Here is an 8,984-nt window from a genome sequence, read left to right on the forward strand (position 1 = left end):
CGGTGTCCCCGCCGCCGTCCGTGCCGCCGTCCCCGCCCCCGGTGTCCCCGCCCCCGTCCGTGCCGCCGGTGTCCCCGCCCCCGTCCGTGGTGCCGCCGTCGCCGGGGGAGTCCGTGGTGCCGGGGGTGGTCCGGGGCGCGGACGGCGTCCGGGACGGGGTGGTGGTCGGGGTGCGCCGGGGCCTCGCCGAGGGGGAGCGGCGGCGGGTGTCGCCGGGGGCGGTGTCCTCCTCGGTGGGCAGCGCGGTGTCGTCGCTGCTCTCCTCCAGGTCCAGGTCGAAGTCCTCGGCCGGGGTGCCGCGCAGCGCGGCGCCGGTGTACTGGGCCCAGGTCTCGGCGGGGGCGCCGCCGCCGTTGATGCGGGGGAGTCCGAGCGCTCCGTAGAGGGGTTTCTGGGCGCCGGTGTCGGGGTCCTGGCCCATGACGGCGATGACGGTGGCGAGGTCGGGGGTGTAGCCGGCGAACCAGGCGGCCCGGTCCTCCTCGGCGGTGCCGGTCTTCCCGGCGGCGGGGCGGCCGGCGCCCTGGGCTGCGGTGCCGGTGCCGCCGTCGACGACGCTGCGCAGGATCGAGGTGGTGGTGTCGGCGGCCTCGCGGCTGACGGCCTGCTTCACCGTGCGGCCGGGGAGCGTGACGTGTTCGCCGTCCTTGGTGACGTCGGTGACCAGGACGTGGTCGCCGTGCTTGCCGTGGGCGGCGAGGGTCGCGTACGCCTCGGTCATGTCCAGGACGCTGGCGGTGGCGACGCCGAGCGCGATGGAGGGGGTGGGGGTGAGGTCGGGGGTGTTCTTGGGGATGCCGAGGCCGATGGCGGTGGCGCGGACCTTCTCGGGGCCGACGTCCTCGGCCATCTGGGCGTAGACGGCGTTGACGGACTTGTCGGTGGCGGTGCGGACGGTGACGGGGCCGTAGTCGACGTCGTCCTCGTTGGCGGGGTCGTAGCCGGTGGGGCCGTCGGGGCCCTGGACCATGCGTTTGTTGGTGCCGTCGTAGATGGTGCTGGGGGTGATGCGGCGGCCGTCCTGGGTGGTGGAGTCGTGGGCGACGGCGGAGGTGAAGACGAAGGGCTTGAAGGTGGAGCCGACCTGGTAGTCGCGGCGGGTGGCGTTGTTGACGTACTGCCGGGTGTAGTCGATGCCGCCGTAGAGGGCGACGACGTGGCCGTTGCCGGGGTCGATGGAGGCGCCGCCGACGCGGACGTTGCGGTCGGCCTCCCGTTCGTCGTCGGTCTTGGACATGACCTGGTCGTCCACGGCCGCCACGAGGGCGTTCTGCTTCTTCTTCTGGAGTGTGGTGGTGATGCGGTAGCCGCGGGTGGCGAGGGTCTTCTCGTCGAGGATGCCGTGGTCGACGAGGTAGTCGTCGACGGCCTTGACGATGTAGCCGCGCTGTCCGGAGAGGCTGTTGGTCGGTTTCACCGGTCCGGGGACGGGGAAGGTCATCGCGCCGCGCTGCGCGGGGGTGAGCCACTTCTCCTTGACCATGCCGTCGAGCACGTAGTTCCAGCGGGCGACGGCGGCGGGCTTGTTCTGCGGGAGGGCGACGACGTCGTAGGCGCTGGGGGCGTTGAGCAGGGAGGCGAGGTAGGCGCCCTCCGCGGTGGTGATGTCCTTGGCGTCCTTGCCGTAGTACGCCTGGGCGGCGGCCTGGATGCCGTAGGCGTTGCGGCCGAAGTAGCTGGTGTTGAGGTAGCCCTCCAGGATCTGGTCCTTGGACTGCTCCCGGTTGAGCTTGATGGCGATGAAGAACTCCTTCACCTTGCGGACGACGGTCTGCTCCTGGCCCAGGTAGTAGTTCTTGACGTACTGCTGGGTGATGGTGGAGCCGCCCTGCTTGCCCTTGCCGGTGAGGGTGTTCCAGCCGGCCCGGAACATCGCCTTGATGTCCACGGCGCGTTCGGAGTAGAAGTCGCGGTCCTCGGCGGCGAGGACGGCGTGCTGGACGTGGCGGGGGACCTGCGCGAGCCGGATGTTCTCGCGGTTGACGTCGCCGTCGCGGGCGATGACGCTGCCGTCCGCGTACAGGTAGACGTTGGACTGGGCGGTGGCGCTGGCGTTGGCCGGGGGGATGTCCACGAGCTGGTAGCCGGCGAGGAATCCGCCGATCAGGAGCAGGGCGATGAGCAGGACGCCGCCGAGGACCATGCGCCAGGTGGGGACGAGCCGCCGCCAGCCGGTGCGCTTGGGCCGCTTGGTCTTGCCGGACTTCTTCGCGCCCTGCGGCCCGGTGGTGTCCGGGGACGCGGCGGCGCCGGCGGCGGGGTCCGGTGCGGCGGCGTCGGCGGACCGGTCCCTGGGGGTCCAGCCCGGCGGGCCGGTCTCCCCGTTCGGCTGTGGCTCGTCGCTCATGTCGGTGCAGACTCCTAGGACCTAGGCCGCGGTCGGTTCCCCCATAGTGCCCTTTTTCGTCTCATAACCATCGGAACAAGTGCCGAAAAACGGTCGCGGCGGGTGCCCCGGCCGGGCTAGGGTTCTGCGCTTTGGTGTCCGCGCACGGTGCGGCACCCGTGAGCGGGGAGGCGGTTGCTGTGCGGGTCTACGCGGTGGTCGCGGCGGGTGGTTTCCGCCGTTACGCCACCTATCGGATCGAGACGGTGGCGGGCCTGTTCACCAACACCGTCTTCGGCTTCATCCTCGCCTATACCTATCGGGCGTTGTGGGACGAGCGGCCGCACCTGGGCGGTTACGACATGCCGCAGGCCCTCACCTTCGTCTGGCTGGGCCAGGCCCTGCTGATGACGTGCGTGATGATGGGCGGCGGTTTCGAGGACGAGCTGATCGAGCGCATCCGCACGGGCGACATCGCGGTGGACCTGTACCGCCCGGTCGACCTCCAGCTGTGGTGGCTGGCGCAGGACTTGGGGCGGGCGGCGTTCCATCTGCTGGGGCGCGGCATCGTGCCCATGGTGCTCGGCGGACTCGCCTTCGAACTGGCGCTCCCGGCGTCCCCCGGCCCGTGGCTGGCGTTCCTGGTGGCGGTGGCGCTCGGGGTGGTGGTCAGCTTCGCGATCCGCTATCTGGTGGCGCTGTCCGCCTTCTGGCTGATGGACGGGGCGGGCGCGGCGCAGATCGCCTTCCTGGCCGGGCTGTTCTTCACCGGGATGCTGCTGCCGCTGAACCTGTTCCCGGGGCTGCTGGGCGAGGTGGCGCGGGCGCTGCCCTGGTCGTCGCTGCTCCAGTTGCCGGCCGACGTGTTCCTGGGGAAGCACACGGGCTGGGGGCTGGTGCGGGTGTACGCGTTCCAGGCGTCCTGGGCCGCGGTGTTGCTGCTGCTGGGGCGGCTGGTGCAGTCGGCGGCGACGCGGAGGGTGGTGCTCCAGGGTGGCTGAGGTGACCGAGGCGGCCGGGGCGGCCGTGCCGCAGGCGGCGGTGACGGCGTACGAGCCGAGGTCGCGGCTGGTCGAGGGGGTCCGGGCGTACGGCCTGATCGTCTCCATGTGGCTGCGCTCCACGATGGCGTACCGCGCGTCGTTCCTGATGACGGCGTTCGGGAACTTCGCGGCGACGGCGTTCGACTTCGTGACGATCCTGCTGATGTTCGCGCACGTGGACGCGCTGGGCGGCTACACGCTCCCCGAGATCGCACTGCTGTACGGGGCGTCGGGGACGGCGTTCGGCCTGGCGGACCTGCTGATGGGGTCGATGGACCGGCTGGGCCGCCGGGTGCGCGACGGCACGCTGGACACGCTGCTGGTGCGGCCCGTCCCGGTGCTGGCCCAGGTGGCGGCCGACCGGTTCGCGCTGCGCCGGCTGGGCCGGGTCACCCAGGGGGTGCTGGTCCTCGGGTACGGGCTGGTGGCCTCGGACATCGACTGGACGGCGGCCAAGGCGCTGGTGCTGCCGATGATGCTGCTGAGCGGTTCGGTGATCTTCGGTTCGCTGTTCGTGGCGGGCGGGGCGTTCCAGTTCGTGGCGCAGGACGCCTCGCAGGTGCAGAACTCGTTCACGTACGGCGGCAACACGCTGCTGCAGTACCCGCCGACGGTGTTCGCGCAGGACCTCGTGCGCGGGGTGACGTTCGTGGTGCCGCTGGCGTTCGTGAACTGGCTGCCCGCCCTGTACCTGCTGGGCCGGGAGCTGCCGCTGGGGCTGCCGGACGGGGTGGCGTTCCTGCCGCCCGTGGTGGCGGCGGTGTGCGGGACGGCGGCGGGGCTGGCGTGGCGCAGGGGGCTGCGGTCGTACCGCAGTACGGGAAGTTGAACCGGGACGGGAGAGGGAGCGGCATGGGCACGGGCACGGACGGCGGGGCGGCGTTCATCGAGCTGGACCGGCTGGAGAAGGTCTTCGACGTGCGCCGCAGGACCGGCTTCCTGCGCGCCGAGCGCCGCCGGGTGCGGGCGGTCGACGGGATCAGCTTCCGGGTGGAGCGCGGCGAGATGGTCGGCTACATCGGGCCGAACGGGGCCGGGAAGTCCACGACGATCAAGATGCTGACGGGCATCCTCACGCCGAGCGGCGGCACCCTGCGGGTCGCCGGCATCGACCCCTCGCGGGAGCGCACCCGGCTGGCGCACCGCATCGGCGTGGTCTTCGGGCAGCGCACGACGCTGTGGTGGGACCTGCCGCTGCGCGACTCGTACCGGCTGATGCACCGCATGTACCGGGTGCCCGACGCGCGTTTCCGCGCCAACCTGGACCGGTGCGTGGAACTCCTGGACCTGGGCGAGCTGCTGGACGTGCCGGTGCGTCAGCTGTCGCTGGGGCAGCGGATGCGCGGGGACATCGCGGCGGCGCTGCTGCACGATCCGGAGGTGCTGTACCTGGACGAGCCGACGATCGGTCTCGACGTGGTCTCCAAGGCCAAGGTGCGCGGCTTCCTGCGGGACCTGAACGCCGAGCGGGGCACGACGGTGCTGCTGACGACCCACGACCTCACGGACATCGAGCAGTTGTGCAGCCGGGTGATGGTGATCGACCACGGCCGGCTGATGTACGACGGGGGCCTGGCCGGGCTGCACGAGGTGGGGGAGAGCGAGCGCACTCTGGTGGTGGACCTGGAGCGCGAACTCCCGCCGATCCGCCTGGAGTCGGCGCCCGGGGTGCGGACGGTGAAGGTGGAGGGGCCGCGCCAGTGGCTGGCCTTCCCGGCCTCGGCGTCGGCGGCCCCGCTGGTGGCGCGGATCGCCGCCGAGTACCCGCTGGTGGACCTGTCGGTGCGGGAGCCCGACATCGAGGCCGTCATCGCCCGGATGTACGCGTCGGCCACCGTTCCGGAGGCCGGTGACGTGAGCGGGCGCGTTCAATAGGCTGCCCTGTATGACAAGCGAACTTCCGGAGATGCGGGCCTCCGACGCCGAGCGTGAACGAGTTGCCGAGATCCTGCGTGAGGCGCTCGCCGAGGGCCGGCTGGAGATGGAGGAGTTCGAGCAGCGTCTGGACGGCGCGTACAAGGCCCGTACGCACGGCGAGCTGGAACCGCTCGTCCGTGATCTGCCGGCCGTCGGCACGCCCGCGGCGGTGCCCGACGCCGTGCGGCCCCGGACCGGTTCGGCGGCCCGCTGGGCGGACCGCGTCGGCAAGCCGGCCACCTCGGGGGGCGCGTTCGCGTTCTGGGGCGGGTTCCGGCGGCGGGGCAACTGGACGGTCGGCAGGGTCTTCACCGCGTTCGCGATGTGGGGCGGCGGGGAGATCGACCTGCGCGAGGCGGACTTCGAGGACCGCGAGGTCGTGATCCGCTGCTTCACGATCATGGGCGGCATCCATGTGACGGTCCCGCCGGACCTGAACGTGGACGTGCGGGGCGTCGGCATCATGGGCGGATTCGGCGAGGACGCCAGGGACGAGTCGGTACCCTCCCCCGACGCGCCCAGGGTCCGTATCACCGGCTTCGCGCTGATGGGCGGCGTCGGGGTCGAGCACAAGCGCAGCAAGGCGGAGAAGCGACGGCTGCGGGAGGCCGAGCGCGCCCGGGGCCGCCTGGAGAAGGGCGACGGCCGGTAGGGGGTGTCCGGCACATCCCCGCGGTGTCGCGAGGATGCGCCGGACACCCCCTGGCCGCCGCTCCGCTCAGAGCGCGTCCGCCGTCGGCCGGGTGGCGAGCAGTATGCCCAGGTCCGGGAGGGCGGCCAGGCGCGCGTAGCCCGCGTCGTTCAGGTGCAGGTGGTCGCCGGCGTCGTACTCGGCGCGCAGCCGGCCCGGGGCGGCCGGGTCGCGCAGGGACGCGTCGAAGTCGAGGACCTCGTCGAAGACGCCGCCCGCCCGGATCTCCGTGTTGACGGCCTGGCGGACCCGCTCCCCGTCCGCCGTCCAGTTGCGCCAGCCCTCGTACGGCATGAGGGTCGCGCCCAGGACCCGCAGCCCGCGTGTGTGGGCCCGGTCGGTGAGGCCGCGCAGGGCGGCGGTGATCCGCGCGGGGTCGGTCTCCCTGGGGAGGGCCTGCACGTCGTTGATGCCGAGCGCGATGACGACCGTCTTCACGCCGGAGACGCCGAGGACGTCGCGGTCGAAGCGGTCGAGCGCGCGCGGCCCGGTGTCGTCGAGCAGCAGCCGGTTGCCGCCGATGCCCTGGTTGACGACGGCGTACCGGCCGTGGAGCCGGTCGGCGAGCACGTCGGGCCAGCGGGTGTTGGCGTCGGTGGTGGAGCCGGTTCCGGCGGTGAGCGAGTCGCCGAACGCGACGACGGTCGCGGTGGCGGCCGTGGCACCGCCCCGCACGTCGACGGCGGTGAGGTAGCGCCACTGCGTGGTGCTCCAGGTGCCCCGCTCGTCCTCGGTGTACGAGGTCTGGTGGCTGTTGGGGTGCGCGGTGACCGGCCCGTCGGCGGTCGGGGTGCGCAGGGCGACGACGAGGTCCGCGTCGGCCTCGACCGGGACGGCCACGGCGTCGCTGACGGTCTGCCCGCCGGCCGCGATCGTGACGGACGCGGTCCCGCCGAAGGTCACCGGGCGGGTGTTCACGGTGACGTGGTCGACGAGCAGGGGCCGGGTGCCGAACAGGTTGGACAGGGTGACGCGGGCCTCGGAGCCGCCGACGCTGGTGTGCACGACGTTGCGGATGATCCGCCGGCTCTGGTCCCGCGCCTGCGCCGGGTCGGCCACGCCCGTGACGGGGGCCGCCGCCCAGGTGGCGAGCCAGTGCCCGGCGGAGTGCGCCGGGGCGGCCGGGGCCTTGGCCGCGCCCTGCGGCGCGGTGGAGGCGGCGGCGGTGGCCCGTTCCCCGGTGAACAGCAGGGAACCGGCGAACGCCACGGCCGCGGCGAGCGCGGCGGTGCCCGCCAGCAGGGCTATGAGCAGGGTGAGGCCCTGGCGCCTGGGCATGGACGGTGTGTCTCCTTGCGGGAAAGGGGGGAGGTGGGCCGGTGGCCCGTTCCCATGATGCGGCAGCGCGCGGGGAACTCGGGGTGCGGCTGGGGAGTAGGTCAGGTAGGCACAATGCGTGGCGGAGGCGGGGCGCCGCGCGGACTCGGACGGGTGGAGCGGATGGAACGGATCGATGGGACCGGGCGGGCCGCGCGGGGCGAGCTGCCTCCCGGGCCCGGCGGGAAGCCGCAGGACGCGGGCGCGCGGGAGCGCACCGCGGGCCTCGCCTCGTTCGCGTACACCGCGGCGGACGAGGAGAAGCGGCGTGGCGTACGACGGATGAAGACCACGGCAACCGGCCTCCTTCTGCTGGTCGCGCTCGTGTACGTCCTCGCCACCTGGGCGAAGAACGAGGGGGTGAGCGGCTGGCCGGGCTTCGTCGCGGCGGCCGCCGAGGCGGGCATGGTGGGTGCGCTCGCCGACTGGTTCGCCGTCACGGCCCTCTTCAAGCGTCCGCTCGGTCTGCCGATTCCGCACACCGCCATCATTCCCACCAAGAAGGACCAGCTCGGGGCGTCCCTCGGTTCCTTCGTGGGCGAGAACTTTCTCTCCGGGGACGTCGTACGTGACCGGATTCACTCCCTGGGCATCGGCCGCCGGGTCGGCGGCTGGCTCGCCGACCCGGCCCACGCGGACCGGGTGACGGCGGAGCTGGCGACCGCGCTGCGCGGGGCGCTGACCGTGCTGCGCGACGCGGACGTGCAGGCCGTGGTCGGCGAGGCGATCACCCGCCGGGCGAACACCGTGGAGATCGGCCCGGGGCTGGGCCGGATGCTGGAGAAGATCGTCGCCGACGGCGGCCACCGCAAGCTCGTGGACCTGGTCTGCGCCCGCGCCCACGACTGGCTCGTGCTGCACGGCGACTCGGTGATGGACGCGGTGCAGGGCGGGGCGCCGGGCTGGACGCCCCGGTTCGTGGACAAGCGGGTCGGGGAGCGGGTCTACAAGGAGCTGCTGCGCTTCGTCACCGAGATGCGGGACATGCCGGGCCATCCGGCGCGCCACTCCATCGACACGTTCCTGGCGGACTTCGCGGCCGATCTGCGCACCGACTCGGAGACCCGGGAGCGGGTGGAGCGGCTGAAGTCGGAGATCCTGGGGCGCGGCGAGGTCCAGGACGTCATCGCGTCCGCTTGGGCGTCGGTGCGGGCGATGGTGATCGCGGCGGCCGAGGACGAGCGCAGCGAGCTGCGGCTGCGCGCCCGTGCCTCGCTGATGTCGCTGGGCGCCCGGCTGGCGTCGGACGACCGGCTGCGGGCGAAGCTGGAGGGCTGGCTGGAGGACGCCGCGGTGTACGTCGTGACGACGTACCGGGCGGAGATCACCTCACTGATCAGCGACACGGTGGCCGGCTGGGACGCCGACCAGACCTCCCGCAAGATCGAGGCCCACATCGGCCGCGACCTCCAGTTCATCCGCATCAACGGCACGGTGGTCGGCGCGCTGGCGGGCCTGGCGATCTACTCGGTGTCGCAGGCGCTGTGGTAGCCGGGACGCGCTGACGCGGGGTGCGCCGCCGTGCACGCGGCGCACCCGGGGGCGTGGGCGCCCGGTCCCGGTCAGGCCGAGCGGCGGGTGACCGCCCAGGAGGCGGCCGCGACCGTGCCGGCCACAGAGAACACGGCGGGCCAGGCGCCGATCCTCCTGGCCAGCGGGTGGGAGCCCGCGAACGCGGCCACGTACGCGG

7 protein-coding genes are annotated in these 8,984 nt (G+C 73.0%); 5 read left to right on the top strand and 2 right to left on the bottom strand.

Annotated features, from left to right (window positions below; translation table 11 throughout):
- On the bottom strand, positions 1–2,347 hold a 2,347-nt coding region (locus MHW47_RS27620; protein WP_239226483.1), incomplete at its 3' end, for a transglycosylase domain-containing protein.
- Between the two features lie 179 nt (positions 2,348–2,526).
- Here MHW47_RS27620 and MHW47_RS27625 point away from each other — a divergent pair.
- From MHW47_RS27625 to MHW47_RS27640, 4 genes are read left to right on the top strand one after another with little or no spacing between them, the layout of a single operon-like run.
- Complete coding sequence (locus MHW47_RS27625; protein ID WP_239226488.1) at positions 2,527–3,327, top strand: ABC-2 family transporter protein; 801 nt, start codon at positions 2,527–2,529, stop codon at positions 3,325–3,327.
- Positions 3,320–4,198 carry an ABC transporter permease gene (locus MHW47_RS27630; RefSeq protein WP_239226484.1) on the top strand — a complete coding sequence of 293 codons (879 nt, stop codon included), beginning with the start codon at positions 3,320–3,322 and terminating at the stop codon, positions 4,196–4,198. Before MHW47_RS27625 ends, MHW47_RS27630 begins: the two co-directional genes overlap by 8 nt.
- A 23-nt stretch (positions 4,199–4,221) precedes the next feature.
- A complete protein-coding gene (locus tag MHW47_RS27635; protein ID WP_239226485.1) occupies positions 4,222–5,244 on the top strand; it encodes an ATP-binding cassette domain-containing protein in 1,023 nt (340 codons plus the stop codon).
- 31 nt (positions 5,245–5,275) lie between these two features.
- Positions 5,276–5,938, top strand: a complete 663-nt coding sequence (locus tag MHW47_RS27640; RefSeq protein ID WP_239226489.1) for a DUF1707 domain-containing protein — start codon at positions 5,276–5,278, stop codon at positions 5,936–5,938.
- Between the two features lie 66 nt (positions 5,939–6,004).
- On the opposite strand, the gene MHW47_RS27645 is transcribed toward MHW47_RS27640, so the two are convergent.
- The gene (locus MHW47_RS27645; protein ID WP_239226486.1) at positions 6,005–7,255 is read right to left on the bottom strand and encodes an SGNH/GDSL hydrolase family protein; all 1,251 of its coding nucleotides are present in this window, start codon (positions 7,253–7,255) and stop codon (positions 6,005–6,007) included.
- A 162-nt stretch (positions 7,256–7,417) separates the two neighbouring features.
- Between MHW47_RS27645 and MHW47_RS27650 the strand changes: the two genes are divergently transcribed.
- Positions 7,418–8,785: a DUF445 domain-containing protein gene (locus tag MHW47_RS27650; protein ID WP_239226487.1), complete on the top strand. Its 1,368-nt coding sequence runs from the start codon at positions 7,418–7,420 to the stop codon at positions 8,783–8,785.
- Positions 8,786–8,984 lie beyond the last annotated feature (199 nt).

The sequence above is a fragment of the Streptomyces sp. OfavH-34-F genome, assembly GCF_022347745.1.
Taxonomy (GTDB): domain Bacteria; phylum Actinomycetota; class Actinomycetes; order Streptomycetales; family Streptomycetaceae; genus Streptomyces.

Coding starts and splice junctions, on each gene's coding strand:
- MHW47_RS27640 (WP_239226489.1), top strand. CDS start 5,276: ATGCGGGCCTCCGACGCCGAGCGTGAACGAGTTGCCGAGATCCTGCGT.
- MHW47_RS27635 (WP_239226485.1), top strand. CDS start 4,222: ATGGGCACGGGCACGGACGGCGGGGCGGCGTTCATCGAGCTGGACCGG.
- MHW47_RS27645 (WP_239226486.1), bottom strand. CDS start 7,255: ATGCCCAGGCGCCAGGGCCTCACCCTGCTCATAGCCCTGCTGGCGGGC.
- MHW47_RS27650 (WP_239226487.1), top strand. CDS start 7,418: ATGGAACGGATCGATGGGACCGGGCGGGCCGCGCGGGGCGAGCTGCCT.